Genomic DNA, 26,525 nt, shown 5'->3' with positions numbered 1-26,525 from the left:
CCCACAAGGTTTTGTGCTCCAGCCGATAGACACTGCGGCCAACGATTGCCGTTTTGCTATAAGATAACCGCCATTTTGCGGGAGCCTGCCCGCTTCAGCACTCGCCTTGCGTTCACACAATATTCCCGGAGTTTCCATGACGGCCCACGCCGACCTCTCGCCGACCCTGCAACTCGCCTGCGACCTGATCCGCCGTCCGTCCGTGACGCCGGTGGATGCCGATTGCCAGAAACTGATGATGCAGCGCCTGGGCGATGCAGGTTTCAAGCTCGAACCGATGCGCATCGAGGATGTGGATAACTTCTGGGCCAGCCACGGCAAGCATGACGGTCCGGTGCTGTGCTTCGCCGGGCACACCGATGTAGTGCCGACCGGTCCGGTGCAGGCCTGGCAGCTCGATCCGTTCGATGCGGTCATCGACGATGAGGGCATGCTCTGTGGCCGAGGCGCGGCCGACATGAAAGGCAGCCTCGCGGCGATGGTGGTGGCGGCTGAGCGGTTCGTCGCTGACTACCCGGACCACAAGGGCTCGATCACCTTCCTGATCACCAGTGATGAAGAAGGCCCGGCCCACCACGGCACCAAGGCTGTAGTCGAGCGCCTCAAGGCCCGTCAGGAACGCCTGGACTGGTGCATCGTCGGCGAGCCGTCGAGCACCACCCTGGTGGGTGACGTGGTCAAGAACGGCCGTCGCGGCTCCCTCGGGGCGAAGCTGACCGTGCGCGGCAAGCAAGGCCACGTGGCCTATCCGCACCTGGCGAGGAACCCGATCCACCTGGCGGCTCCGGCACTGGCGGAACTGGCCGCCGAACATTGGGACCATGGCAACGATTTCTTCCCGCCCACCAGTTTCCAGATCTCCAACCTAAACGCCGGCACCGGCGCGACCAACGTGATCCCGGGCGACCTGGTGGCGGTGTTCAACTTCCGCTTCTCCACCGAATCCACCGTCGAAGGCCTGCAACAGCGCGTCGCCGACATTCTCGACAAGCATCAACTGGATTGGCACATCGACTGGGCCCTGTCCGGCCTGCCGTTCCTCACCAAGCCGGGTGCGCTGCTGGACGCCGTGTCGTCCAGCATCAAGGACGTGACCGGTCGCGAAACCCAGGCTTCCACCAGCGGCGGCACGTCCGACGGTCGTTTCATCGCCACCATGGGCACCCAAGTGGTGGAACTGGGCCCGGTCAACGCGACCATCCATCAGGTCAACGAACGCGTGCTGGCGGCCGATCTCGATGTGCTCACCGAGATCTACTACAAAACGCTGATCAAGTTGCTCGCCTGATGCTCGCGTGTCCGATCTGCAGTGAACCACTGAACGCCGTGGATAACGGCGTGGCCTGCCCGGCCGGGCATCGGTTCGACCGCGCCCGCCAGGGCTACCTGAACCTGTTGCCGGTGCAGCACAAGAACAGCCGCGACCCCGGCGACAACCAGGCCATGGTCGAAGCCCGCCGCGACTTCCTCAACGCCGGGCACTACGCCCCTGTCGCCCGACGCCTGGCCGAGTTGGCGGCTGAACGCAACCCCGGCCGCTGGCTGGACATCGGCTGTGGCGAGGGTTACTACACCGCGCAGATCGCCGACGCACTGCCCGATGCCGATGGCTATGCCCTGGACATTTCCCGCGAGGCAGTCAAGCGTGCCTGCAAACGCAATCCACAGCTGACCTGGTTGATCGCCAGCATGGCGCGGGTGCCGCTGGCCGATGGCTGTTGCCAGTTCCTGGCGAGCGTGTTCAGTCCACTGGACTGGCAGGAGGCCAAGCGCTTGCTCAGTCCCGGTGGCGGCCTGATGAAAGTCGGCCCCACCCGCGGTCACCTGATGGAGCTGCGCGAACGCCTGTACGACGAAGTGCGCGAATACACCGATGACAAGCACCTGGCGCTGGTGCCCCAGGGCATGGCGCTGGAGCACAGCGAAACCCTGGCGTTCAAGCTGACCCTGGAGAGCGGCCAGGATCGCGCCAACCTGCTGGCGATGACGCCCCACGGCTGGCGCGCCAGTGCCGAACGCCGCGCCAGCGTGATCGAGCAGGCCGAGCCGTTCGAAGTCACAGTGTCGATGCGCTACGATTATTTCGTTCTTCAGTAACCTTTTTTGATTCCGGGTCCCGAGCGTCGCTTGGGACCAGTTAAATCCGCGAATGGATTTTTCGAAACCGCAGTGAGGACATCCATGCGCCAACCCGATATCGAGATTTACCTCAAAGACGCCGACGTCGATCACAAGGCCGTCGCCGCCTGGCTGACCCAGGCGCTGGGCCCGTGCAGCGAATGGACCCAAAAAGGCCAGACCTATAAATGCAAGGCCGGGGATATTCCGGTGACCTGGCTGCCCAAGGCCGTGGGGAAATGGAACAGCCTGTACCTGGAAAGCGATCGGACCCCATGGGATGACGACATCGCCTGCGCCCGTGCCGCGTTCGCCGCACTGAATGTCGAAGTACGCTGCGCGCCCGGCTCGTGGGTGGAAGAGGAAGGTGAGGAATCAGCCGATCGCTGGATTCGCATCAGTGCCGATGGGGAAGAAGAGATTACCTGGAAGACTGCCTGATTCGGCTCAGGTCCTCGACAGATTCAAATGTGGGAGCAAGCCTGCTCGCGATAGCGGTATGTCAGTCGATTATGTATTGCCTGATATACCGCTATCGCGAGCAGGCTCGCTCCCACAAGGGGTTTGCAGTGTTTTTTGGAAGAGTGGGTTACAGCCCCACTACATCCTCGGCCTGCAAGCCTTTCTGCCCTTCCACCACCGCATATTCGACCTGCTGGCCTTCGGTCAGTGAACGGTGGCCTTCGCCGCGGATCGCGCGGTAATGCACGAATACATCCGCCCCGCCTTCACGCTGGATAAAGCCGTAACCCTTGGCGTCGTTGAACCACTTAACGCTGCCGGTTTCCCGTGCTGCCATGATGTTCACTCCCATTTTTATTTTTTGAGTCGGCTTTTCGAAAGAAAGCCGTACGAACTTTAGCCGCCGTGCAGTCTTCCATAAGGGAAGCCGTGGCAGGCACCGGCCGAGTATATGACACTCGAGAAAACTCTCAACTGACTTTACTTCGGTGCTTTTTTGCCGATTTTCGGCGAATCCGGCACACTACCTGCCGCTTGATCTCATCCACCCATGCAGAAGCCGTATGACCCGTTCCCCGTTCCGCCGTCTTGTGTTTGGCACCCTGCGCCGACTGCTGTACCTCTGGGTTCGCTCCGAGACGATCAACCAGTCGTCCTTCACCCTCAACCTCGACCGCAGTCGTCCGGTGTTCTACGTTCTGCAAGATCCGTCGCTGACCGACCTGGCGGTACTCGACACCGAGTGCACCAAAGCGGGCCTGCCCCGTCCAGTGTTGCCGGTGTCGGTGGGCAACCTGCTGGAACCGGCGGCATTCTTCTATCTGACGCCAGCGCCGGATTGGCTCGGGCGCCAGGACAAGCGCGGTGCGCCACCGACCCTGACGCGACTGGTCAATGTGCTGACTCATGATGCCGCCGAAGACGCACAGATCATCCCGGTCAGCGTGTTCTGGGGCCAGTCGCCCGACAGCGAGTCCAGCCCATGGAAACTGCTGTTCGCCGACAGTTGGGCGGTCACCGGACGCCTGCGTCGCCTATTGAGCATCATGATCCTGGGACGCAAGACCCGCGTGCAGTTCTCCGCGCCGATCCATCTGCGCGAACTGATCGAGCACGACAAAGGTCACGCACGCACCGTACGCATGGCCCAGCGGATCCTGCGGGTGCATTTTCGCAACCTGAAGGCGGCGGTCATCGGCCCCGACATTTCCCATCGACGCAACCTGGTCAAGGGCCTGGTGAACCAGCCATTGGTCAAGCAGGCGATTGCCGACGAGGCCGAGCGGGAAAAAATCCCGGCGGAAAAAGCCAAGGCCCAGGCCCTGCGCTACGGCAACGAAATTGCCTCGGACTACACCTACACCGCCATTCGGTTCCTGGAAGTGGTGCTGAGCTGGTTCTGGAACAAGATCTACGATGGCATCAAGGTCAACAATATCGAAGGCGTGCAGGACATCGCCCCAGGTCACGAAGTCATCTATGTGCCGTGCCACCGCAGCCATATCGACTACCTGCTGCTGTCGTACCTGCTGTTCCGCAATGGCCTGACCCCACCGCATATCGCTGCCGGCATCAACCTCAACATGCCGGTGATCGGCAGCCTGTTGCGTCGTGGCGGGGCGTTTTTCATGCGCCGTACTTTCAAAGGCAACCCGCTCTACACCGCTGTATTCAACGAATACCTGCATACGCTGTTCACCAAGGGCTTTCCGGTGGAGTACTTCGTCGAGGGTGGTCGTTCGCGCACCGGGCGCATGCTGCAACCCAAGACCGGCATGCTCGCCATCACCCTGCGCAGCTTCTTGCGCTCATCGCGCACGCCCATCGTGTTCGTCCCGGTCTACATCGGCTATGAACGGGTGCTGGAAGGTCGTACCTACCTGGGTGAGTTGCGCGGGGCCAGCAAGAAGAAGGAATCGATCTTCGACATTTTCAAGGTCATCGGAGCTCTCAAGCAACGCTTCGGCCAGGTGGCGGTGAACTTTGGCGAGCCGATCAAACTGGCCGAATTCCTCGATGGCGAACAACCGGATTGGCGCCAGCAGGAGCTGGGGCCGCAGTTCAAACCGACCTGGCTCAATGCGACCACCCATCGCCTGGGTGAGCGCGTGGCCCGACACCTGAACGAAGCCGCCGCCATCAACCCGGTCAATCTCGTGGCTCTGGCGCTGCTTTCCACCAGCCGCCTGGCGCTCGACGATCAGGCCATGGCCCGGGTGCTGGACCTGTATCTGGCATTGCTGCGCAAAGTACCGTATTCGCCCCACACCACATTGCCCGAGGGAGATGGCCGGGCGTTGATCGAACATGTGAAAGGCATGGATCTGCTGTCGGAACAGAACGATGCCCTGGGCAAGATTGTGTACCTGGATGAGCAGAATGCGGTGCTGATGACCTACTACCGCAATAACGTGCTGCACATCTTCGCCCTGCCGGCGTTGCTGGCGAGTTTTTTCCAGAGTTCTTCGCGCATGAGCCGCGAGCAGATCCTGCGCTACACCCGCGCCTTGTACCCGTACCTGCAATCGGAACTGTTCATTCGCTGGTCGCTGGAGCAACTGGACGATGTGATCGACCAGTGGCTCGAAGCGTTCGTCGAACAGGGCCTGCTACGTTTCGAAAATGATCTGTACCTGCGTCCAGCGCCGAGTTCGCGGCACTTCGTGCTGCTGACCCTGCTGTCCAAAAGTATCGCCCAGGCTCTGCAACGCTTCTACATGACCGTCTCGCTGCTGCTCAACAGTGGCCAGAACAGCATCAGCGCCGAAGAGCTGGAGGACCTCTGCACCGTCATGGCCCAGCGCCTGTCGATCCTGCATGGCCTCAACGCACCGGAATTCTTCGACAAGACCCTGTTCCGCCATTTCATTCAGACGATGCTGGACCTCGATGTTCTGCGCCGGGACGATGCCGGCAAGCTAAGCTATCACGATCTGCTGGGCGAACTGGCCGAAGGCGCCGCCAAACGGGTGCTGCCGGCGGAGATTCGTTTGTCGATCCGCCAGGTGGCGTTGCATCGCAGTGAAGATGCGGCGGATCAGGTTGCTCCGGTGCCCCAGGACTGAGCCCCACCGGCGCCAGGCCGTTTCCTGGCGCCCTCGAACAAGGAGTTGCGCCATGAAGAAAATACCCCTGCTGGTTGTTGCCGCACTGCTCGGCGCCTGCTCCAGCGCGCCGCTGGCAAGCAAGAACCACCTCGACGGTGAAGTGTTCTACCTGCAACGCATCGCCTTGCCGCCCTCCGCGACCCTGAGCGTGAGCCTGCAAGATGTTTCCCTGGCCGATGCTCCGGCGGTGGTGCTCGATCAGCAGAGCGGCCCCGTCAAAGGACAGGTCCCGCTGCCATTCCACCTCAGTTATGATCCGTCCCAGGTCAAACCCGGCCATCGTTATGCCGTGAGTGCCCGCATCGAAGCAGACGGCCAGTTGATGTTCATCAGCACCGAACAACACACCGTGCAACTCGATGGCAAAGATCCGCAGCCGTTGAAGATCCGCGTCAACCCTGCACGTTGATCCCTTTCCATTCACTTCAAGGACGCTGTCATGCTCCGTTCTACTCTACTGTTCGCAGGCCTGCTGGTCTGTGCCAATGCCATGGCCCTGTCCCTGGGTGATCTGTCGCAAAAAGATGCCACGGGAGGCCTCAAGGACGCCTTGACCCAGGGCGCGCAAATAGCGGTCAAGCAACTGGGCACTCCCGGGGGATTCAGCAACAACCCGGAAGTGAAAATCGAACTGCCGGGCAAACTCGGCAAAGTCGCCAGCAAGATGAAAGCCTTCGGCATGGGTGATCAGGTCGATCAACTGGAAGCCAGCATGAACCAGGCGGCCGAGACTGCCGTGGTCCAGGCCCAGCCGATTCTGGTCAATGCCGTGAAGAACATGAGCGTGGACGATGCCAAGGGCATCTTGAGCGGTGGCAAGGACTCGGCGACACAGTACCTGAACAAGAGCAGCCGCGAGCAGATCCGCGCCAAGTTCCTGCCCATCGTCAAGCAAGCCACCGACAAGGTCGGCCTCGCCCAGAAATACAATGCCTTTGCCGGTCAGGCCGCGACGTTCGGCGTATTGGATGCCAAAAGCGCCAACGTCGAAAACTACGTGACCGAGCAGGCACTGGACGGCTTGTTCGAAATGATCGGCAAGCAGGAAGCCGCGATTCGCCAGAACCCGGCGGCCGCGGCCACCAGCCTGGCGAAGAAGGTGTTTGGCAGTCTCTGAATGCGGTAAACAACTGTGGGAGCAAGCCCGCTCGCGATAGCGGTTTCAGCCATGACCTATTCGTTGGCTGCTATACCGCTTTCGCGAGCAAGCCCGCTCCCACATTGCTTTGCAGTGGATGGCCAATCTGCGATCACCTCGGACCCTGTGGGGGCCGGGCTTGCCCGCGATGATGGTGGCACGGACAACATCGATGCAAGCTGACCCACCGCTTTCGCGAGCAGGCTCGCTCCCACATTGCTTTGCGGTGGACGGCCAATCTGCGATCACCTCGGACCCTGTGGGAGCCGGGCTTGCCCGCGATGGCGGTGGCACGGACAACATCGATGCAAGCTGACCCACCGCTTTCGCGAGCAGGCTCGCTCCCACATTGCTTTGCGGTGGGCGGCCAATCTGCGATCACCTCGGACCCTGTGGGAGCTGGGCTTGCCCGCGATGGCGGTGGCACGGACAACATCGACGCAAGCTGACCCACCGCTTTCGCGAGCAAGCTCGCTCCCACATTGCTTTGCGGTGGACGGCCAATCTGCGATCACCTCGGACCCTGTGGGAGCCGGGCTTGCCCGCGATGGCGGCGGTACAGTCAGACTCTGAGTGACAGAGCCACCGCTTTCGCGAGCAAGCCGCTCCCACAAAAGATTTGGCGTTCACAACCGCTCAGTCAGGTTTTCCTGACTCTGAACCAAGCCGCATACAGCGCCGGCAGGAACAGCAGCGTCAACGCCGTCGCAACGATCAGCCCACCCATGATCGCCACCGCCATCGGGCCGAAGAACAGGCTGCGTGATAGTGGAATCATTGCCAGCACCGCCGCCAGCGCGGTGAGCACGATCGGTCGGAAGCGTCGTACCGTGGCTTCGATGATCGCCTGCCACGGCGTCAGCCCTGCCTCGATATCCTGTTCGATCTGGTCCACCAGGATCACCGAGTTGCGCATGATCATCCCCGACAGGGCAATGGTGCCCAGCATGGCGACGAAACCAAACGGTTGACGGAACACCAGCAGGAACAGCGTAACGCCGATCAGCCCCAGAGGCGCCGTCAGAAATACCATGGCCGTGCGTGAGAAACTGCGCAGTTGCAGCATCAGCAAGGTCAGCACCACCACGATGAACAACGGTACCCCGGCATTCACCGACTTCTGCCCTCGGGTCGAATCCTCGACCGTACCACCGACCTCCAGCAGGTAACCGTCCGGCAACTCTGCGCGAATCGGATCCAGGGTCGGGAAGATCTGCTGCACCAGGGATGCCGGCTGCTCCTTGCCATAGATATCGGCCCGCACCGTCACGCTAGGCAGGCGATTGCGATGCCAGATCACGCCCTCTTCAAAACCGTACTCCAGCGTCGCGATCTGTGACAGCGCGACACTCTGACCATTCTCGGTAGGCACCGCCAGGCTCGGCAGCAGCGTCAGTTCGGTGCGTTCATGCAGCGTGCCACGCAACAGGATCTCGATCAGTTCGTTGTCCTCCCGGTACTGGCTGACGCTGGAGCCGACAAGGGTGCTCTGCAGGAATTTCGACAGGTCGGCGGTGTTCACGCCCAAAGCACGGGCGCGCTCCTGGTCGACATTCAGGTACACGACTTTGCTCGGTTCTTCCCAATCCAGGTGTACATTCGTCACGTAGGGGTTTTCGCGAACCTTCGTCGCGACTTTCCGCGCCAGCGCTCGGACTTTCTCAATATGCTCACCGGTCACTCGGAACTGTACCGGATACCCCACTGGCGGACCGTTCTCCAAGCGCGTGACCCGGGAGCGCAAGGTCGGAAACTGTTCGTTCAGGGTGCTGATCAGCCAGCTGCGCAAGGGTTCGCGGTCTTCGATGGTCTTGGCCAACACCACGAACTGGGCAAAGCTCGGCGCCGGCAGTTGCTGATCCAGCGGCAGGTAGAAACGCGGTGAACCGGTGCCGACATAGGCCACGTAATTATCGATACCCGGGTGATCCTTGAGCAACGCCTCCAGGCGCTTGACCTGTTCGGCGGTGTTACGCAGGGACGCTCCTTCCTCCAGCTTCAGATCGACCATCAATTCCAGCCGCCCCGATGCCGGGAAGAACTGCTGCGGGACAAAACGGAACAGCATCACCGAGCCGATGAACAACAGCACGGTCAAAGCAATGACGGTTTTGCGCCGACGCACGCACCATTCCACCAACCGCCGGACCCGCTGGTAGAACGGCGTACCGTAAGGGTCGGGCTGGCCGTTACCGGTGCCGTGCTTGGCCGCATGAATTTTCGCCAGGTCCGGCAGGAGTTTTTCCCCCAGGTAGGGTACGAACACCACCGCAGCCACCCAGGACGCCAGCAGCGCGAGGGTCACAACCTGGAAAATCGAGCGGGTATATTCGCCGGTGCCCGATTGCGCCGTGGCGATCGGCAGGAACCCTGCCGCCGTGATCAGCGTACCGGTGAGCATCGGGAACGCCGTGCTCGTCCAGGCGTAGCTGGCCGCCTTGATCCGGTCGAAGCCCTGCTCCATCTTGATCGCCATCATCTCCACCGCAATGATCGCGTCATCCACCAGCAACCCGAGCGCCAGCACCAGCGCGCCCAGGGAAATCTTGTGCAGGCCGATCCCCAGGTAATACATCGCCGCGAAGGTCATCGCCAGCACCAGCGGAATCGCCAGGGCGACCACCAACCCGGTACGCAGCCCCAGGGAGAAGAAGCTCACCAGCAAGACGATCGTCAGCGCTTCCACCAGCACCTGGACGAACTCACCGACGCCGGTCTTCACTGCCGCCGGCTGGTCCGACACCTTGCGCAACTGCATCCCGGCCGGCAGGTTGTTCTGGATCCGGGCAAACTCGGCTTCCAACGCCTTGCCCAGGATCAGGATGTCGCCCCCCTCCTTCATCGCCACGGCCAGGCCAATGGCATCTTCGCCCATGAAGCGCATACGCGGTGCCGGTGGTTCGTTGAAGCCACGATGCACGTCCGCCACATCGTCGATACGGAACGTACGATCGGCGACCCGGATCGGGAAGTTGCGGATCTCTTCTACCGTCTGGAAATTCCCCGACACCCGTAGCTGCAAACGCTCACTACCGGTTTCGAAAAAGCCCGCGGTCGAGACGGTGTTCTGCTTTTCCAGGGCCTGCTGGACCGCCGACAAAGGCAGACCGAGGGTCGCCAGCTTGACGTTCGACAGCTCGATCCAGATTTTCTCGTCCTGTAGACCGAGCAACTCGACCTTGCCCACATTCTTGACCCGTTGCAGCTGGATCTGGACACGGTCGGCGTAGTCCTTGAGCACACCGTAGTCGAAACCATCGCCGGTCAGGGCGTAGATATTGCCGAAGGTGGTCCCGAACTCATCGTTGAAGAACGGCCCCTGGACACCCTGCGGCAAGGTATGCCGGATATCGGCGACCTTCTTGCGGATCTGGTACCACAACTCGGGAATCTGCGCCGAATGCATGGAGTCCCGGGCCATGAAGGTCACCCGGGACTCGCCCGGACGGGAAAACGAGACGATTCTTTCGTAATCGCCGGTTTCCATCAGCTTCTTTTCGATGCGTTCGGTGACCTGGCGCGACACTTCCTCGGCCGTGGCTCCCGGCCAGTTGGTACTGATGACCATGGCCTTGAAGGTGAACGGCGGGTCTTCACTCTGACCCAGCTTGGTGTAGGAAAGCGCGCCGACAATGGCGAGCAACAGCATCAGGAACAGTACGATCTGACGATTACGCAACGCCCATTCGGAAAGATTGAAGCCCATCGGGGATTACTCCTTGGCCGCCAGGTTGACCACGCGGTTGGAGCGATCCACCGGCCGTACCTGCTGGCCTTCAAGGAGCACATGCACGCCGGCCGCCACTACCCAGTCATTGGCACTGAGGCCCTCAAGCACTGGAACGGTCTTCTCACCGAAGGCGCCGACACGCACCGGAACCTTCTTCACGGTGTTGTTGGCGTTGACCACCCAGACATACGTCGCGCCGTTTTCAGCCGTCAGAGCCGATAGCGGTACCGACAGCGGCACTTTGTCGACCGTCTGAATGAAGACCCGGGCACTCTGGCCCAGCTCGGCGGGAACGCTGCCCCCGACGAATGCGACACGGGCGGCGAAAGTACGGGACTTGGGATCGGCTGCCGGCGAGAGTTCGCGAATATGCCCACTGAAACGCTGACCCGGCTGGCTCCATAGCTCTACCGAGACTGGCTGGCCAATCCTGAACCGACCAAAGCTCTGTTCCGGCAGGCTGATCAGCACTTCTCGCTCACCGTCGGTGGCGAGGGTGAAGACGGTTTGTCCGGCTTGCACCACCTGACCGACTTCCACCGAACGCCGGGCGACCACGCCATCCTGGGGCGCCCGCAATACCGAATAGCTGGCCTGATTGCTGGAAACGTCGAACTCCGCCTGGATCTGCTTGAGACGCGCGGCGCCCGAGCGGTAGAGGTTCTCGGCATTGTCGTACTGGGAGCGACTGACCATCTGCCGGTCCAGCAGTTTCTTGTAGCGATCACGCTCGGCCCGCACCAGGTTCAGGTTGGCCTCGGCCGCGGCCACCTGGGCCCGGGTGGCTTCCAGTTGCAAGCGCACGTCTTGGGGATCGAGTTCGGCCAGTGGTTGGTTGGCCTTGACCCGTTGCCCCTCTTCGACCAGTCGTCGGCTCACTTTGCCACCAATGCGAAAAGCCAGGTCCGGCTCGAAACGGGCCCGCACTTCACCTGGGTAACTGTCGGTCGCCTGGGCCGAAGGCTCTGGTTTCACGACCATGGCCGGACGCACGGCGACCACTACCGGCTCGTCATGACCACACGCAGACAATAAAAAAGCCAGGGTGACTGGCACGGCGAGGGGCAATGCATAGCGGAACATGGCGGCAGACCTTTCGCTAATGGTGCTTGGAATAATTATACTGACGGGTATGGTATTAATAGCAAACTCACCAGTCCAGTATTAAAGCGAAGAATGTCGAACAATCTTTTACCCACCAGCGGCCCTGGCCGCCCGAAGGATCTGGTCAAGCGCCAGGCCATTCTCGACGCCGCCAAACGGCTGTTCATAGAATTGGGTTACGCCAATACCAGCATGGATACCGTCGCCACCGAAGCGGGCGTGTCGAAGCTGACGGTCTACAGTCACTTCAACGACAAGGAAACACTGTTTTCCGCCGCCGTGATTGCCAAGTGCGAAGAGCAGGTGCCACCGCTGTTCTTTGAGTGGCCAGATGGCGTGCCGATTGAACATGTACTGTTGAACATTGCCCGAGGCTTTCACCAATTGGTCAGCAGCGAAGAATCAGTGAACCTGCATCGGGTGATCATGGCCCTGGGCAGCCAGGACCCCAAGCTTTCGACGATTTTCTACCAAGCCGGCCCCGAGCGGATGCTCTCGGGCATGGAGCGGTTACTGGCCAAGGTCAACCAGAGCGGTGCCCTGTGTATCGACAAACCCCGTCATGCGGCGGAGCATTTCTTCTGTCTGATCAAGGGCGCGGCGAATTTCCGCTTGCTGTATGGCTGCGGCGCGCCGTTGGTGGCTGAGGCGGCCGAGGAGCATGTGCAGGAGGTGGTGGGGTTGTTCATGCGGGCGTATCGGCCTTAGGTTTTCGGTGCCTGGGATGGCCTTGATCGCGAGCAGGCTCGCTCCCACAGTGGATTGGCGTTGCCCAAAACCCGTGGGAGCAAGGCTTGCCCGCGATGAAATTTATGCGTTTAGCCCTGAAACCGAGGCGCCTTCATCGCGAGCAAGCTTTGCTCCCACAGCTCAAGCCTTGAGCGCTTTCTTGGGATAGATGTCGTACCGACTGGATTTGCCATCGAGCCCATGGCTCGGCTTCGGCCCTTCGATGCACGGCGCCTTGCGCGGGCGCTTGACCACCACCCGATGCGTCGCCAGGGCCAGGGCTGCGGCCAGCAGCGCCGGAGCGTCGGGATCGTCGCCAACCAAGGGCCGGAACAGGCGCATTTCCTTCTTCACCAGGGCAGTTTTCTCACGATGTGGGAACATCGGGTCCAGATAGATCACCTGGGGCGGCTCGCCTTCCCAGTTTTGCATCACCTCGATGGAATTGCCTTTGAGCAAGCGCATGCGGGCCACAATGGGCGCCACGTCGAAGTCCTCCGCGCCACGGGCCAGACCATCCTCCAGTAAGGCGCCGATCAACGGCTGGCGTTCGATCAGGCTCATCTCACAGCCCAGGCTGGCCAGCACGAAGGCATCCTTGCCCAAACCGGCCGTGGCATCCAGCACACGTGGACGCACGCCCTGGGCGATGCCGACCGCCTTGGCGATCATCTGACCGCTACCGCCACCGTACAACCGGCGATGGGCCGCGCCGCCCTCGACAAAATCCACTCGCACCGGCCCCGGAGCGTCCGGCCCCAGTTGTTGCAGTTGCAGCCCGTGCTCGCCGACCTGCAAGGCAAACTCGCCATCGTCCACCTGCAAGGGCAGGCCAAGGCGCAGGGCCCAGTGCTCGGCCTGAGGCTGGAAGGCCGGGGCCAGGGCCTCGACGTGGATGCGGCAGGCCGCGGGTTGCTCACTCATGGAAAACACGCTCAAAAAATTAAGGATCGGCAAAAACGGCCGATAACAACGGTGAACGGCATTTTGCCAGAGCTGAGCGTCGACCGAGAAAAATGTCAGACATTCATTCCACATCGATAGGCTTCATCTCCCGTTACGGTGATTACAGCCTGCGCAACACCCAGGCCCTGAGCGGCGTCAGTCACCTGTGGCAAGATTTTTTTGCCCGGGCCCTGGCCGATCAGTTGGGTGAAAACGCACCCGCGCCTGGCAGCTACCAGCCCGTCGCCCTCGATGAGACCGTTGAACCGACCCTCGGCGCCGAACTGCTGGACCACATCGTCAGCCAGCGCACCTGCGATGTGACAGAAACCCAGGTCAAACCACCTGAGCCGCTGTTCCTGCCCATCGCCGAATTCGAACTGGACCTGCTGGACAAGCCGTTCCCACCCTTCCCGCCAGAAGAAATCAGCGCCCAGCAAAAACAGCAGAACTTCGAGAGCAACTGGGTTCGCCCCATCGTCCTCGCTGCCGGCCAAGCGCAGCCGGAACCCGGCCCGGCGCCGCAGCCACGTCCGTTGCACCTGCCGATTGCCGAGTTCGAACTCGACCTGCTGGACAAGCCCTTCCCGCCGTTCCCGGAAGAAGAAATCGTCGCCCAACAGAAAGCCCTGGACTTCGACACCCGCTGGGCCCGCCCGATCGTCCTGCAGAATCTGCGTATCGCCGCCTGATCATCTACAGATCCACCAAGGCCCCACATCCAGATGGAAATGGTTGCGGTGCGCCGCGTTGTAGTCCGGGCTCAAGACCACACTGAACATGTCGCAGGCGCCGTCGCGCACCTGCCGCAGGAAACGCGCGTCGGCGCTGTCTTTCGGCCAGTCCCGGAGGACGCTGACCGTTCGGCCATCGGCCAGGCGAAACCCGGCAATATCCAAGGCACTGGCCGTGGCATGCTGGCTGCGCGCCCCGTCTTCACGACCGTACATGTTGCGACAGGCGAAACTGCCCAGGTGATCAACCCGCGTCACTTTCCGCCCATAGGCGGCCTGCGCAGCCGGTTGCAGCGCATACCGCTCGAACAAGGCGAATGCCACTGCCAGGGAACAACTGGCGAGAAAACTGCTGCTCAATGCCACCTCGCCGCCCTGCACCCGCAGTACGTTGGTCAACGGGCAACTGGCCGCAGGATTGCTGTCGGCCTGATGGGCAACCCGCAACCCCGACGTGGCCAGGGCCTGTTCACACAGTTGCGCATCACTGCGCAAGGCCATGAGTTTGTAACGGGTCAGCAGGTTCGGTGGTGCATTGACGTCCAGGGGTGCCCAGGGGTTCCATTCCGACGGCACCGGCAACCAGCCCCGCCACACCCCCAGCACCGCGACGCCGACGAGCGCCATCACCGACGCCAAGCCTTTGGCAATCCTCACGGCAACGTCTCGAGCATCAACCCTTGAACAACTGGTTGGCTTGCTTGAACGTCATCGAGCGACGGGTAAAGGTGAACGTGCCCTGCTCGCGGATTTCCCCAGCGGCGCGCATGAACTCGCCGTACGCCGCCAGGGCCAGGGCCGAGCCGACGCTGATGCGCTTGGCACCCAGCTCGCTCAATTGCGCGAGTGTCAGGTCCAGAGCCCCGGACATCAACACGTTCACCGGCTTCGGCGCCACAGCCTGCACCACCGCCAGCACTTGCTCGGCAGTACTCAACCCTGGGGCATAGAGCACGTCGGCACCGGCGTCGGCGAACGCCTTCAGGCGACGGATCGTGTCATCCAGGTCGGGATTGCCGTGCAGAAAGTTCTCCGCCCGGGCGGTCAGCAGGAACGGGTAAGGCAGGCGGCGTACCGCTTCGGCCGCGGCCTTGACCCGTGCCACGGCATGCTCGAAACAATAGATCGGGCTGTCCTCGCGCCCCGTGGCATCTTCGATGGAGCCCCCGACCGCACCGGCTTCCGCCGCACGCAGCAGGTTGCGGGCACAATCTTCGGGAGCGTCAGCGAAACCGTTTTCGAAATCGACCGCCACCGGCAGGTCAGTGGCGGCCACGATCGCCCGCACATTGGCCAGGGTGTCTTCCAGCCCCAGTGCGCCGTCCGGGCGTCCCAGGGAAAAAGCATGACCGGCGCTGGTGGTGGCCAACGCCTCGAACCCCAGGCTGGCCAACATCTTCGCGGAACCGGCATCCCACGGGTTGGGAATGACAAAAGCCCCTTCGCGTTCGTGCAAGGCTTTGAACGCCTGGGCCCGACGAGTTTGCGCATCCATGTAGGTCACTCCTGAGCAGGGAAGGATTCGGCCTCAGAGCAAACCCAGTTGCTCGGCGGCGGGCTCTCTATATAACTCAGGCAGGAATGGCAAGCCAGGCAATCGCTGCATCAACCGCTGATGAAAACGCAACGCCAGCTTTGCCGCCAGCAGGTTGTCGGCGGTGTGCAGGAAAATGTAGGGCGTGCGCCCTTCTTCGATCCAACCGGCGATTTTTTCCACCCAGGGCGTCAGGAATGGCTCATTGGCTTCCAGTACCGGATGACCGATGAAGCGCACCTGCGGGCATTGGGTGAAGGCCGCCGGCCGGGGGGGTACGCGCGGTTTTTTCGATTGTGCATGGAGCACGGCAGGATCGGTGGAGGTGCAACTGAACAGTGCCCGGGGATCGAGGCAGATACGCTCGACACCACGATCGAGCAGCAGGCGATTGAGCTGCCGTTCGGCATCCCCCTTGGCGAAGAACTCATCGTGACGGACCTCCACCGCCAACGGGCGCTCCAAGGCGTCGATGAACCCCGCCAGTTCCGGCAACCGATTCGGCGTAAACGCCTTGGACAGCTGCAACCAGAATGGCGAAACCCGTTCGCCCAATGGGCTGAGCAGTTGCACGAAGGTATCGACTGCCGTCTGGTGATCGCGCAGGTCGCCATTGTGGCTGATCTCACCGGGGAACTTGGCAGTGAAGCGAAAGTGCTCGGGCATGGTCTCGGCCCAGCGCTGCACGATGGCCGCAGACGGGCTCGCATAGAAGGTCGTGTTGCCTTCCACGGCGTTGAATACCTGGGAATAGAGACTCAGGAAATCGGCGCTTCTGGCGTCCTGGGGATAAAGATAATCACGCCAGGCGTTTTCGCTCCAGGAGGGGCAGCCGACGTAATAAGGCAACGCCATCAGATGTAAAGATCGAGCCCCAGCACTTCCATATCCCAATCGACGAAACCGGCGGTGCTGAGATAACTGGCCAGCGCCGTGGCAACACTGCGGCTCATGGAACGGTGATAGAGCATGTCTTGCTGGCGGGCGGGGAGATTGCTCAAGCGCTGTGCGGAGGCTTTGGCAGCACGGGCGGCCAGTTGCTCTTCAGACGGAAACTCCAATTCGCCATCGACGTCGTCGAAGGACTCCTGATCAGCGACCTTGCCTGTCCGAGGCCGGCGCTTGATGGGGTAGGACTGCGGTGAATATCCGTCTATACGCATAACAGAATGCTCAGCATCAATGATGGCAATTTAGCGGCACTTTCCCAGCCGCGCAAATGCGCAAGTGATAACTAGAACACATAAAGTCGAAAAGGTTTAAAAACCGGGTGAAAAAGTGACGACTGGCGATATTGGATGTGACTTTCGGGCTCTGGAATGACGTGTGGCGAGGGGACTACAGGGTGCTAAGGGTTTTGTAGCTGGTGACTTTGTGGCGAGGGGATTTATCCCCGCTCGAGTGCGTAGCGCTCGCTGGATAATTGACCGACACGATAATGGCGGGGGCGCTTCGCGCCCAGCGGGGATAAATCCCCTCGCCACAACTTTGCCCGCTTGAGCGTGCAGTTATCGCTCGGACTTGGGCGTGGCGACCTTGTCCCGCAGATACACCGGCTGGGCATCGTCGGCCGGGATGGCTTCGCCGCGTTCCCAGGCGAAGCGGGCCAGGGCCAACAGGTCTCCGGCGTGGGGCAACAGGCTGGCGTCCTGGCCGCTGAGGTTGACGGCAATACGTTCGCCATACCCCCAACCGGTGCCGGCGCCAAACCACTCACCCGTCGCATCGGTCGGCAACGCCGCAACCTCGGGCGGCAGCACCGCCTCGGCCCCCACCAGACGCATCTCGCCAGCGACGTCGCGATAGCAACCCCAGTACACCTCGTCCATGCGTGCATCAATGGCCGCGGCCACCTGTTGGGCGCCGTGCTCACGCAAGGCACGCTGGGCCAACACGGCCAGGTTCGATACCGGCAACACCGGGCGCTCCAGCGCGAATGCCAGTCCCTGGACGACGCCGATGGCGATTCGCACACCGGTGAAGGCCCCTGGGCCGCGACCAAAGGCAATCGCATCCACAGCCTGCAAGGTGGTGCCGGCGTCGCTGAGCAGTTGCTGGATCATCGGCAACAGTTTCTGGGCATGCAGGCGTGGAATCACCTCGTAATGGCTCGTAACCTTGCCGTCGTGCAGCAGGGCAACGGAGCAAGCTTCGGTCGCGGTGTCCAGGGCCAGCAAGGTGCTCATCGATGTGTCCGTCAATCAGGGAAAAAAGGGGCGCCAGTATAAACAACTACGGCCCGCAAGCGGGCCGTAGTTGTTGCAACCGATCAGACTTTTCAGCTCAGCGCTTCGAGCACCTTGCCGGTGATCGCATCGACCGTGCCGACGCCCGGGATGTGACTGTACTTGGGCTTGCCGCCGGTCTTGGCGGACAGCTTCTGGTAGAAGTCCACCAGCGGCTTGGTCTGGGAATGGTAGACCGACAGGCGATGACGCACGGTTTCTTCAGTGTCGTCCTTGCGCTGCACCAGTTCTTCACCGGTGAGGTCGTCCTTGCCGGCAATTTTCGGCGGGTTGTAGACGGTGTGGTACACGCGGCCAGAAGGCTCGTGGACGCGACGTCCGGCGATGCGCTGGACGATCTCTTCGTCATCGACGGCGATCTCGACGACGTGATCCAGCTCCACACCGGCTTGCACCAAGGCTTCGGCCTGGGGAATGGTGCGCGGGAAACCATCGAAGAGGAAGCCCTTGGCGCAGTCGGACTGAGCGATGCGATCCTTGACCAGAGCAATGATCAGGTCATCCGACACCAGGCCGCCGGCATCCATGATGCTCTTGGCCTTGATGCCCAGCTCGGTGCCGGCCTTGACCGCTGCACGCAACATGTCGCCGGTGGAGATTTGCGGGATACCGAATTTTTCGGTGATGAACTTTGCCTGAGTACCTTTACCGGCCCCGGGAGCTCCCAGCAGAATGACGCGCATCGATGTGCTCCTCAATTTTTTTATGTAAAACGCTCGGATTCGCCTCGTCGGGCCAATCTCGGAAAACTGGAATCGTGACCGCCCAAACGGCCAAAGGCTGATCAAGATACACAGCAGGCCCGACCCACACAAGCCGCCGAAAGTCGGAGGAACCGCCGCCCGACGCGACCTTTGGAGGGGGTGGCGAGCGTCGCAACCGGACAACAAACTGTCGCCTGGTCGGCCTGCTGCCCTGTCTGCCAGGCAACGCCCGGCGACGCCGGGCGAACCGTTTCGAGGCGCCGCCTGAGCTTAGCCGGTGTTGCGCAATCCGGCGGCAATACCCGCCACAGACACCAGCAATGCTTGCTCCACGGGGCTGCCCTGGGCAACGTTCTGTTGCCGCGAGCGGGCCAGTAGTTCAGCCTGCAACAGGTGCAAGGGGTCGAGGTAAGTGTTGCGCAGGCGAATGAATTCGAGCGTCTCTGGGCTATGTGCCAGTAGTTGCGACTGACCGGTCAACCCCAGCACCACGGAACAGGCCTGCGACAATAGGTCGCGTAAATGCGCACCCAAAGGTCGCAATCCCGGCTCCACCAGGCGCTCATCGTAGGAACGCGCAATATCGGCATCGGCCTTGGCCAGCACCATTTCCAGCATGTCGATGCGGGTACGGAAGAATGGCCACTGCTCGCGCATCTGTCCCAGCAACTCGCCCTCTCCCCGCTCAAGAGCCCTGCCCAGTGCGGTTTCCCAGCCGAGCCAGGCCGGGAGCATCAGGCGGGTCTGGGTCCAGCCGAAAATCCACGGAATCGCCCGCAGGCTTTCGATGCCACCGGCACGGCGCTTGGCCGGCCGGCTGCCCAGGGGCAGGCGTCCCAGTTCCTGCTCCGGGGTGGATTGGCGGAAGTACTCGACGAACTGGGGGTTCTCCCGCACCACGGCACGGTAGGCATTGACCCCGTCGGCCGCCAGTTCGTCCATCAGGTGTCGCCATTCGGGCGTGGGTGGCGGCGGTGGGAGCAGGGTCGCTTCCAGCACGGCCGCGAGGTACAGATTGAGGTTCTGCTCGGCGATGTCCGGCAGGCCGAATTTGAAACGAATCATTTCGCCCTGCTCCGTGGTACGGAAACGTCCCGCCACCGATCCCGGGGGCTGGGACAGAATCGCCGCGTGGGCCGGACCGCCGCCACGGCCGACGGTGCCACCACGACCATGGAACAGCAGCAATTCGACCTGCTGCTCGCGACAGATCTCCACCAGCCGTTCCTGGGCCCGATACTGCGCCCAGGCCGCCGCGGTAGTCCCCGCGTCCTTGGCCGAATCGGAGTAGCCGATCATCACTTCCTGGGGCCCGTGAAGGCGCGCGCGATAACCCGGCAGCAGCAACAACCGTTCGATCACAGGCCCTGCGTTGTCCAGGTCGGCCAGGGTTTCGAACAGTGGCACGACCCGCATAGGCCGCAGCACACCGGCCTCTTTAAGCAGCAGTTGCACCGCCAGCACATCGGAAGCCGCACCGGCCATGGAGATCACATAGGAACCCAGGGACGCCGCCGGCGCCGCCGCGACCTCCCGACACGTGGCCAGGACTTCCGCCGTATCGGCCGACGGTTTGAAATTGGCCGGAAGCAACGGCCGGCGGTTATTCAGTTCGTCCAGCAGGAAACCGATGCGCTGCTCCTCGCTCCATTGCTCATAACGGCCCAGCCCCAGGTAATCGGTGATTTCGGTCATGGCCGCAGTGTGGCGGGTCGAATCCTGGCGCACGTCGAGTCGCACCAGGAATAACCCGAAGGTCACCGCCCGGCGCAGGCAATCGAGCAGCGGGCCGTCGGCGATCACGCCCATGCCGCAGTCGTGCAGCGACTGGTAGCACAACTCCAGGGGATCCAGCAGTTCGCGGTTGTTCTGCAACACATCGGCGCCGGCCGGTGTAGTGGCTTTCAAGGATGCCTGGGCCCAGTTGCGCGTGGCGCGCAGGCGTTCGCGCAGTTGCTTGAGCACGGCACGGTAGGGTTCGGCGCTGTCGCCGGCCTGGGCACGCAAGGCCTCGCTGGCCTTCTGCATGGACAGGTCGGAGGCCAGTTGATCGACGTCGCGCAAATACAGATCCGCCGCCATCCACCGCGCCAACAACAGCACTTCACGGGTCACCGCAGCGGTGACATTCGGGTTGCCGTCGCGGTCACCGCCCATCCACGAAGCAAAGCGTACCGGCGCCGCCTCCAGCGGCAGGCGCAGCCCGGTAGCGGCGTGCAGGGCCTGGTCGGCCTTGCGCAGGTAATTGGGAATGGCCTGCCACAGCGAATGCTCGATCACCGCGAAGCCCCACTTGGCTTCGTCCACGGGGGTCGGACGGGTGCGGCGGATTTCCTCGGTGTGCCAGGCTTCGGCGATCAGCCGCTGCAGGCGCCCATGGATCTGCGCACGCTCGGCACTGCTCAGGTCGCGGTGATCCTGGGCCGCCAGTTGCCCGGCGATGGCATCGTATTTCTGGATGAGGGTGCGGCGGGCCACTTCAGTAGGGTGGGCCGTGAGCACCAGCTCGATTTCCAGGCGCCCCAATTGCCTCGCCAGGGACTCGGCGGTATGGCCTTCGGCGCGCAACCGGGCGAGCAACTCAGGCAACACCCGCGCCTCGAATGGCGCTGGCTGCGACTCCTCGCGGCGGTGGATGAGCTGGTACTGCTCGGCAATGTTCGCCAGGTTGAGGAACTGATTGAACGCCCTCGCCACCGGCAGCAGTTCGTCTTCGCTCAACTGGTTGAGACTGGCACTGAGTTCGGCATCAACGGAGCCGCGTCGATCGGCCTTGGCGCCCTTGCGGATCTGCTCGATCTTGTCGAGAAACCTGTCCCCATACTGTTCGCGGATGGTATTGCCCAGCAGCTCGCCGAGCAGGTGGACATCCTCGCGCAAGCGGGCATCGATATCGGTCATCAGCAGTTCTCCAGCAAAAAAGGTCCGGACAGCTCTTGGGTGAGACGTTCAAGAGAGAGTGCCGATGCCGGCCGTTTATGACAAGCGACGAAGGGTCTTTAAACCTTATCGGACGACAACAGCCACTCGTCAAAAAAAGAACGTATTTGCGAAACAGGACACTAGTCTCAACAGTAAGCCGCACGACGGCTTGTCACTCACTGCATCTGCCACGAGCAGGTTTTATGAGGCCATCATGAAAATCCGTGAGCTTGCCCAGCATTGGGAAGAGAACGCCAAGGGCCACCTGACCCAGACCGGCTACACCATTCATCTGGACATGGAAGCCGCCGCACGCCTCGCCGCAATCTGCGACATGTACCCCAAGCGCCAGCCCGAGGAACTGCTCGGCGAATTGATCGGGGCCGCGCTGGAGGAGCTGGAAGCAAGTTTCCCGTACATCAAGGGCTCCCAAGTGGTCGCCACCGATGAAGAAGGCGACCCGCTGTATGAAGACGTGGGCCCGACGCCGCGTTTTCTCGCCCTGTCCCGTCGTCACTTGCATGAACTGAGTTCACAGAACGACAAGTCCAAGCACTGAGCGCACCGCACATCTCCGTAGGGGCTGCCGCAGGCTGCGATCTTTTGATCTTGATCTTTCACTCTGGAGCTCGAGCGTCAGTGAAAAGATCGCAGCCTTCGGCAGCTCCTACGGGGCGTTCGCCATTAGAAATCTTCGCATCTCCACTCCCCGGGAATACCGCTGCGCGCCAGGAAAGTTCAGCTTTTTCGCACTTGACCAATCAGTCAGTAAAGCTTTTTGGCGATTGGCCATCTTTGCTGAACTTTTGAAAAATGCCTCGGGTCACACCGAATAACCATACTGGAACGGTTGTTTAAATAAACGCGCCTGGCATCAAGCATCAATACGGACGTCAAGGCTTCGGTTCCGGCATGGATTTGTAGTTTCCCAGGAGTTTTCCAATGGAGTTGAAGCCTATGAATACCTGCACTGCCAAACCCTCATTCAATGGCCTGCGTGGTCTGAAGTTGGCTGCCCTGGCCATCGGAAGCAGCTTGATCCTTGCCGGGTGCGCCGGCAATCCGCCTTCGGAGCAGTATGCAGTGACTCAATCGGCCGTCAACAGCGCCGTCAGCGCCGGCGGTACCGAATTCGCCGCGGTGGAAATGAAGTCGGCCCAGGACAAGCTCAAGCAAGCCGAGCTGGCCATGCATGACAAAAAATACGACGAAGCCAAGCGTCTGGCCGAACAGGCCGAGTGGGATGCTCGCGTCGCTGAACGCAAGGCCCAGGCCGCCAAAGCCGAACAGGCACTCAAGGATTCCCAGAAAGGGATTCAGGAACTGCGTCAGGAAGGCATGAACAAGGTTCAGTAAGCCGTTCACGCCACGACGTACTTCTCATTGATAAAAGGACGACAGACTATGATGCACAAACATTTGATGATGCCCGCCCTGCTCGCCGCCTGTGTAGCCTTGGCCGCTTGCTCCCACGACCCGAACGTGAATCTGGAACAGGCCCGAACCAACTACAACGGCTTGCAGGCCAATCCGGCAGCAACCAAGGTGGCAGCGCTGGAAACCAAGGACGCGGCCGATTTCCTGGCCAAGGCCGACAAGGCTTATATGGACCGGGAAGACGAAGCCAAGGTCGACCAACTGGCCTACCTGACCAATCAGCGCGTCGAAGTGGCCAAACAGACCATTGCCCTGCGTACCGCCGAGATGGAGCTGAAAAACGCCGGCGACGAGCGTGCCCGTGCCCTGCTCGACGCCCGCAACGCACAGATCAAGCAGTTGCAGGAAAGCCTCAACGCCAAGCAGACCGAGCGCGGTACCCTGGTGACCTTCGGCGACGTGCTGTTTGCTACCAACAAGTCCGAGCTGCGTTCCAGCGGCCTGGTCAACGTGAATAAATTGGCCCAGTTCCTCCAGGAAAACCCTGACCGCAAGGTGATCGTCGAAGGCTACACCGACAGCACCGGTTCGGATTCCTATAACCAGTCGCTGTCCGAACGCCGCGCCAGCTCCGTGCGCACCGCGCTGGTGAAAATGGGCGTCGATCCGGCGCGCATCGTGACCCAGGGCTATGGCAAGGAATTCCCGGTGGCCGACAACAACAGCGTGTCGGGCCGAGCCATGAACCGTCGGGTGGAAGTCACCATCTCCAACGACAATCAGCCAGTGGCACCACGCTCGACCATGAGCGCCAACTGATCGGTTGAGTGCAACGAAAAAGCCCCGCCTGGGTTGCTCAGGCGGGGCTTTTTATCGCCGAATATTTTCCCCCTGTGTGAGCGAGCCTGCTCGCGATGGCGGAGTGTCAGTCAATGCATGACTGACTGAACGGACGTCATCGCGAGCAGGCTCGCTCCCACAGGGGGTCACCGGCCCTCATGGCATTACGGCTGGAGCTTCTGCGGCGTCTCCTGGCCCATGCACCGCACCGCGCGCTTCTTGTCATTGATCAGCACGCCCGTCAGGCCTTTCTGTTCGGTGTCAAACAGCACCAGCACGCCATCGATGCACTGGGCCACCTGGGGCGCCGGCTCCAGGGAAACCTTATAGTCTTCGCCCGGCATGGTCTTGAGCATGGTGAACTCATTGAGCAACAACGCATCCTCGGGCTTGGCGAAGTGCAGGTAGCCGTAGTACCACAGCACCGCGACGGTGCCGAGAATGCTGCAGATACCAGTGATGATCAGGGGGATGGCGTTGCGTTCTTCGCTCATTGCGGGCTCTCTGGAGATTCAACAGGGGATTTCGGGTAATTCGGGACTTCGCCCAGGCGGCGCAGCCCGTTGAAGTGTTGCGGGTCGTCGAGGTAGCGCAGCATCACGGTTCGCCAGACCGGGTCGGCGAACGTCTGCACGTGCCCGCCACGAGTCAGCTGCAGGACTCGCGGCGGCGGCGCAGCTTGATACAGGCGGATACCGTTGGAAAGAGGCACGATAGGGTCGTCGAGGCTGTGATAGATCAACTTCGGCACGCCTTTCAATTGCGCGATGGAACCGATGGCGCTGTCGCCGTCGGGCACCAGCCAGGACAAAGGCACCTGGAAGGCCCAGGTGAGCCACGACGTGCTCAGGGCAAAACGTCCCACGTCGCGATAGCTGGCGGGCACGCCGTCGAGTACCAGGGCCTTGAGTTGCTGCTGGCGCTGCGGGTGATCGACCAGGTAATGCACCGCCAGCGCGCCACCCAGGCTTTGGCCGAGTAACACCAACGGCTTGCCCTGGACTTCCGGCGCCTGGTCGAGCCACTTGAATGCCGCGTCGATGTCCTGGTAGATCGCCGGCAGGCTCGCCTCGCCTTCGGACAAGCCATAACCGCGATAATCCACCATCAACACCTGATAGCCCTGCTCCGGCAGCCACCAGCTACCGCCCAGGTGCCAGGCGAGGTTGCCACCGTTACCGTGCAGGTGCAGCACCGTCCCCTTGACCTCGACCCCCTGCTTGACCGGCAGCCACCAGCCGTGGAGTTTCAAACCATCAGCGGTGAGCAGGGTGACGTCACGGTATTCGAGCCGCGCCCGCTCCGGGGTGAAGGGCTGCCCCCGTTCGGGGTAGAACAACAGCGAACTGCAACCACTCAGGGCCAGCAGCAGGCAAAAAATGCCGAGGGTTCGCATCCGGTGAACCTCGCATAAGTTTGAAGTTGAAACACAGTCCCTGTGGGAGCGAGCCTGCTCGCGATAGCGGTGTGTCAGTTGATGCAAAGGTTCCTGACATATCGCTATCGCGAGCAGGCTCGCTCCCACATTCGCTTACAGGATATTGGAATAATCCGCTTCGATCCGGTCCAGGCTCAGATGGTTCAGGAAGTTGGAGAAACACATCCAGGCCGACAGCGCATTCATGTCGCGGAACTGCTCGGGCAGGTACTTGGGTGGCACCACCAGGCCTTCGTCCACCAGTTGCCGCAGGGTACGCATGTCCTCAAGGGTGGTCTTGCCGCAAAACAACAGCGGCACCTGCTCCAGTTTGCCTTTACGCACGGCTAACTGAATGTAGTTGTAAACCATGATGAAGCCCTTGAGGTAGGACAAGTCTTTGGTGAATGGCAGGCCGTTCGGCACCGAGCCACGGAAGACCCGGCTGGCATTGCCGTAGCTTTCGGCCATTTCAAAGCCCTGCTCGCGGAAGAACTCGAAGACCTGCAGGAAATCGGCCCCTTCCTCCACCATATGGATGGCGCGGGTGCGGTTGGTGAGCTTGCGCAAGCGGCTCGGGTAGGAGGCAAACGTGATGATTTCCATCAGGATCGCCAGGCCTTCCTGGGTCACGGTGGACGAGGGCGGGCCCTTGGACAGGAACGTGCAGATCGGCTGGTTCAAGCCGTTGAGGGTCGTGCCGACGTGTACAAGGCCTTCATGGACCTCCAGGGCCCGCACGTCCCGTTCGTTGAACATCGCATCGGCGCGGATCTTGATGTAGTCGGCACCTGCCGCCGCGTCCGCGACGATCCCGTCGGACTCGAACACCCGGATGGTTTCCTCGGCTTCGCCAAAGACCCGGTTGAGGCGATGCTGCAGCAGGCCCACCGCTTCCTTGGCACTGAGGACTTTGGGCTCGTCCTTCAGATCACCACGACCATCGATATTGTTCAGGTAATCGGACAGCATCAGGCCGAGGTCGGACAGGGTCGGATCGCCGGCATGGAAGGCGTCGGAAGCGGCGCCGTAGAGCTCCTGGGAAATCAGCCCGAAGTCCTCGGTGCCGCGCGCTTCGAGCATGCGCACCACCATGCGGTATTCCTTGCACATGCGGCGCATGATCTGGCCAACCGGGTTGAATTGCCCAAGCTGACGGGTAATGTCGCGCTCGATATTCTGGAACTCCAGCTTGACCTTGCTGGAATCGAAGGACAACGGCCGGTTGAGGTAATAGTCACGGTCCACGGCAGGCGGTTCCTTGCCCTTGGCCTTGAGAAACCCCTTACGGATGTTCTCGTCCCATTTCACCGCGTCGAGAACGCGAATCGGCGTTTGCGCCAGCACTATGCGATCGGACAAGGTGCGTATCGTCTGCTGGTAATCGTCCACCCGGAACTCCTGTGAAAAACGTCCGC

Annotated in this window: 25 protein-coding genes; 11 read left to right on the top strand and 14 right to left on the bottom strand. The window is 61.5% G+C overall.

What is annotated here, in order from left to right:
• Nucleotides 1–136: 136 nt before the first annotated feature.
• The 3 genes from dapE (at nt 137) to AD665_RS15490 (ending at nt 2,559) form a co-directional block, all read left to right on the top strand.
• Nucleotides 137–1,288: a succinyl-diaminopimelate desuccinylase gene (dapE, locus tag AD665_RS15500; RefSeq protein WP_053192705.1), complete on the top strand. Its 1,152-nt coding sequence runs from the start codon at nt 137–139 to the stop codon at nt 1,286–1,288.
• Nucleotides 1,288–2,097 (top strand): putative RNA methyltransferase, encoded by an 810-nt coding sequence (locus AD665_RS15495; protein WP_024778999.1) that lies wholly within the window; start codon nt 1,288–1,290, stop codon nt 2,095–2,097. The genes dapE and AD665_RS15495 overlap by 1 nt, the downstream gene beginning before the upstream one ends.
• Before the next feature lie 84 nt (nt 2,098–2,181).
• Nucleotides 2,182–2,559: a hypothetical protein gene (locus tag AD665_RS15490; protein WP_024778998.1), complete on the top strand. Its 378-nt coding sequence runs from the start codon at nt 2,182–2,184 to the stop codon at nt 2,557–2,559.
• A gap of 148 nt (nt 2,560–2,707) precedes the next feature.
• Here AD665_RS15490 and AD665_RS15485 read toward each other — a convergent pair whose 3' ends face one another.
• Nucleotides 2,708–2,917, bottom strand: a complete 210-nt coding sequence (locus AD665_RS15485) for a cold shock domain-containing protein (RefSeq protein WP_003198198.1) — start codon at nt 2,915–2,917, stop codon at nt 2,708–2,710.
• Between the two features lie 226 nt (nt 2,918–3,143).
• On the opposite strand from AD665_RS15485, the gene plsB reads away from it, so the two are divergent.
• Genes plsB through AD665_RS15470 form a run of 3 tightly spaced genes read left to right on the top strand, consistent with a single transcriptional unit; the run spans nt 3,144 to nt 6,804 of the window.
• Nucleotides 3,144–5,645, top strand: coding sequence for a glycerol-3-phosphate 1-O-acyltransferase PlsB (plsB, locus tag AD665_RS15480; RefSeq protein ID WP_024778997.1), 2,502 nt, complete (start codon nt 3,144–3,146; stop codon nt 5,643–5,645).
• A gap of 52 nt (nt 5,646–5,697) precedes the next feature.
• The gene (locus tag AD665_RS15475) at nt 5,698–6,096 is read left to right on the top strand and encodes a YbaY family lipoprotein (RefSeq protein WP_053192703.1); all 399 of its coding nucleotides are present in this window, start codon (nt 5,698–5,700) and stop codon (nt 6,094–6,096) included.
• 30 nt (nt 6,097–6,126) lie between these two features.
• Nucleotides 6,127–6,804 (top strand): DUF4197 domain-containing protein, encoded by a 678-nt coding sequence (locus AD665_RS15470; protein ID WP_024778995.1) that lies wholly within the window; start codon nt 6,127–6,129, stop codon nt 6,802–6,804.
• A 661-nt stretch (nt 6,805–7,465) separates the two neighbouring features.
• Here the strand turns inward: AD665_RS15470 and AD665_RS15465 are convergent.
• The gene (locus AD665_RS15465; RefSeq protein WP_024778994.1) at nt 7,466–10,531 is read right to left on the bottom strand and encodes an efflux RND transporter permease subunit; all 3,066 of its coding nucleotides are present in this window, start codon (nt 10,529–10,531) and stop codon (nt 7,466–7,468) included.
• A 6-nt stretch (nt 10,532–10,537) separates the two neighbouring features.
• Nucleotides 10,538–11,638 carry an efflux RND transporter periplasmic adaptor subunit gene (locus AD665_RS15460; protein ID WP_024778993.1) on the bottom strand — a complete coding sequence of 367 codons (1,101 nt, stop codon included), beginning with the start codon at nt 11,636–11,638 and terminating at the stop codon, nt 10,538–10,540.
• 93 nt (nt 11,639–11,731) lie between these two features.
• Between AD665_RS15460 and AD665_RS15455 the strand changes: the two genes are divergently transcribed.
• Nucleotides 11,732–12,367, top strand: a complete 636-nt coding sequence (locus tag AD665_RS15455; protein ID WP_024778992.1) for a TetR/AcrR family transcriptional regulator — start codon at nt 11,732–11,734, stop codon at nt 12,365–12,367.
• 162 nt (nt 12,368–12,529) lie between these two features.
• Here the strand turns inward: AD665_RS15455 and AD665_RS15450 are convergent, their stop codons facing one another.
• Nucleotides 12,530–13,312, bottom strand: a complete 783-nt coding sequence (locus tag AD665_RS15450; protein WP_024778991.1) for a class I SAM-dependent methyltransferase — start codon at nt 13,310–13,312, stop codon at nt 12,530–12,532.
• Between the two features lie 92 nt (nt 13,313–13,404).
• Between AD665_RS15450 and AD665_RS15445 the strand changes: the two genes are divergently transcribed.
• Nucleotides 13,405–14,025: a hypothetical protein gene (locus tag AD665_RS15445; RefSeq protein ID WP_024778990.1), complete on the top strand. Its 621-nt coding sequence runs from the start codon at nt 13,405–13,407 to the stop codon at nt 14,023–14,025.
• Here the strand turns inward: AD665_RS15445 and AD665_RS15440 are convergent, their stop codons facing one another.
• The 7 genes from AD665_RS15440 to ppc all read right to left on the bottom strand — a co-directional run bounded on the left by AD665_RS15440 (nt 14,026) and on the right by ppc (nt 21,452).
• The gene (locus tag AD665_RS15440) at nt 14,026–14,694 is read right to left on the bottom strand and encodes an extensin-like domain-containing protein (protein ID WP_414860489.1); all 669 of its coding nucleotides are present in this window, start codon (nt 14,692–14,694) and stop codon (nt 14,026–14,028) included.
• A gap of 46 nt (nt 14,695–14,740) precedes the next feature.
• Nucleotides 14,741–15,562, bottom strand: coding sequence for an isocitrate lyase/PEP mutase family protein (locus tag AD665_RS15435; protein ID WP_024778988.1), 822 nt, complete (start codon nt 15,560–15,562; stop codon nt 14,741–14,743).
• Between the two features lie 33 nt (nt 15,563–15,595).
• A complete protein-coding gene (locus tag AD665_RS15430) occupies nt 15,596–16,456 on the bottom strand; it encodes a DUF72 domain-containing protein (RefSeq protein WP_053192698.1) in 861 nt (286 codons plus the stop codon).
• The gene (locus AD665_RS15425; protein ID WP_024778986.1) at nt 16,456–16,764 is read right to left on the bottom strand and encodes a hypothetical protein; all 309 of its coding nucleotides are present in this window, start codon (nt 16,762–16,764) and stop codon (nt 16,456–16,458) included. Before AD665_RS15425 ends, AD665_RS15430 begins: the two co-directional genes overlap by 1 nt.
• A gap of 345 nt (nt 16,765–17,109) precedes the next feature.
• The gene (gene tsaB, locus AD665_RS15420; RefSeq protein WP_053192696.1) at nt 17,110–17,787 is read right to left on the bottom strand and encodes a tRNA (adenosine(37)-N6)-threonylcarbamoyltransferase complex dimerization subunit type 1 TsaB; all 678 of its coding nucleotides are present in this window, start codon (nt 17,785–17,787) and stop codon (nt 17,110–17,112) included.
• A 92-nt stretch (nt 17,788–17,879) separates the two neighbouring features.
• Entirely contained in the window at nt 17,880–18,530 is a 651-nt protein-coding gene (gene adk / locus AD665_RS15415) for an adenylate kinase (RefSeq protein ID WP_024778984.1), read from the bottom strand.
• A 291-nt stretch (nt 18,531–18,821) separates the two neighbouring features.
• A complete protein-coding gene (ppc, locus tag AD665_RS15410) occupies nt 18,822–21,452 on the bottom strand; it encodes a phosphoenolpyruvate carboxylase (RefSeq protein ID WP_024778983.1) in 2,631 nt (876 codons plus the stop codon).
• 235 nt (nt 21,453–21,687) lie between these two features.
• Here ppc and AD665_RS15405 point away from each other — a divergent pair, with 235 nt between their 5' ends.
• The 3 genes from AD665_RS15405 to lptF all read left to right on the top strand — a co-directional run bounded on the left by AD665_RS15405 (nt 21,688) and on the right by lptF (nt 23,669).
• Complete coding sequence (locus tag AD665_RS15405; protein WP_024778982.1) at nt 21,688–22,032, top strand: hypothetical protein; 345 nt, start codon at nt 21,688–21,690, stop codon at nt 22,030–22,032.
• 383 nt (nt 22,033–22,415) lie between these two features.
• Entirely contained in the window at nt 22,416–22,829 is a 414-nt protein-coding gene (locus AD665_RS15400; protein WP_024778981.1) for a DUF4398 domain-containing protein, read from the top strand.
• 51 nt (nt 22,830–22,880) lie between these two features.
• Nucleotides 22,881–23,669 (top strand): lipotoxin F family OmpA-related lipoprotein LptF, encoded by a 789-nt coding sequence (gene lptF / locus AD665_RS15395; RefSeq protein ID WP_024778980.1) that lies wholly within the window; start codon nt 22,881–22,883, stop codon nt 23,667–23,669.
• Nucleotides 23,670–23,854: 185 nt separating this feature from the next.
• On the opposite strand, the gene AD665_RS15390 is transcribed toward lptF, so the two are convergent.
• The 3 genes from AD665_RS15390 to AD665_RS15380 form a co-directional block, all read right to left on the bottom strand.
• The gene (locus AD665_RS15390; protein ID WP_024778979.1) at nt 23,855–24,184 is read right to left on the bottom strand and encodes a PA3694 family proteiin; all 330 of its coding nucleotides are present in this window, start codon (nt 24,182–24,184) and stop codon (nt 23,855–23,857) included.
• Nucleotides 24,181–25,086, bottom strand: a complete 906-nt coding sequence (locus AD665_RS15385; protein ID WP_053192693.1) for an alpha/beta hydrolase — start codon at nt 25,084–25,086, stop codon at nt 24,181–24,183. Before AD665_RS15385 ends, AD665_RS15390 begins: the two co-directional genes overlap by 4 nt.
• A 135-nt stretch (nt 25,087–25,221) precedes the next feature.
• Nucleotides 25,222–26,499: a flavohemoglobin expression-modulating QEGLA motif protein gene (locus AD665_RS15380; protein WP_053192691.1), complete on the bottom strand. Its 1,278-nt coding sequence runs from the start codon at nt 26,497–26,499 to the stop codon at nt 25,222–25,224.
• Nucleotides 26,500–26,525 lie beyond the last annotated feature (26 nt).

The sequence above is a fragment of the Pseudomonas corrugata genome (assembly GCF_001269905.1).
Lineage (GTDB): Bacteria > Pseudomonadota > Gammaproteobacteria > Pseudomonadales > Pseudomonadaceae > Aquipseudomonas > Aquipseudomonas corrugata.
Note: the sequence above shows the minus strand (reverse complement) of the source record. Positions and strands in the feature narration are given on the sequence as shown.